The sequence below is a fragment of the Mesorhizobium album genome (assembly GCF_033977205.1).
GTDB lineage: Bacteria > Pseudomonadota > Alphaproteobacteria > Rhizobiales > Rhizobiaceae > Mesorhizobium > Mesorhizobium album.
In genome coordinates this window covers 1-845 of the sequence record NZ_JAVIIW010000147.1, presented here as the reverse complement: position 1 = coordinate 845, position 845 = coordinate 1, and the positions used below count along the sequence as shown (strand labels likewise).

The 845-nt window shown below is 64.6% G+C and carries 1 protein-coding gene; it reads right to left on the bottom strand.

The window, feature by feature from the left end:
• A partial coding sequence (locus RFN28_RS34655; RefSeq protein ID WP_320291604.1) for an alcohol dehydrogenase catalytic domain-containing protein occupies positions 1 to 845 on the bottom strand: 845 nt, incomplete at both ends.

Genomic DNA, 845 nt, shown 5'->3' with positions numbered 1-845 from the left:
GGCCTGGTCGCAATCTCCTGGCCGGCGCCGGCGACGCCGATGATGACCGACTTGCCCCAGCCGCGATGCGAGGCTTCCAGCGCCTGGCGCATCACCTTGGTGTTGCCGGTGCAGTCGAAGGTGTAGTCGGCGCCGCCGATCTGGTCGGCGCCGCGCTTGGTCATGTTGACCAGATAAGGCACGATGTCGCCGTCGATCTCCTTCGGATTGACGAAATGCGTCATGCCGAACCTCTCGCCCCAGGCCTTCTTGTCGTTGTTGACATCGACGCCGATGATCATGTCGGCGCCGGCCAAGCGAAGCCCCTGGATGACGTTGAGGCCAATGCCGCCGAGGCCGAAGACCACCGCGGTGGCGCCCTGCTCGACCTTGGCGGTATTGATCACCGCGCCGATGCCGGTGGTCACCCCGCAGCCGATGTAGCAGATCTTGTCGAAGGGGGCGTCGGGATTGACCTTGGCCACCGCGATCTCGGGCAGCACGGTGAAGTTGGAGAAGGTCGAGCAGCCCATATAGTGGAACAGCTTCTTGCCATCGACCGAGAAGCGCGAGGTGCCGTCGGGCATCAACCCTTGACCCTGCGTGGCGCGGATGGCGGTGCACAGATTGGTCTTCCGCGACAGACACGACGGGCACTGCCGGCATTCGGGCGTGTAGAGCGGGATGACATGGTCGCCCTTCTTGACCGACGTCACCCCCTTGCCGACATCGATGACGATGCCGGCGCCCTCATGGCCCAGAATCGCCGGAAAGATGCCCTCCGGATCGGCGCCCGACAAAGTGAACTCATCGGTATGGCAGATGCCGGTCGCCTTGACCTCGACCAGCACCTCGCCCTCGCGCGG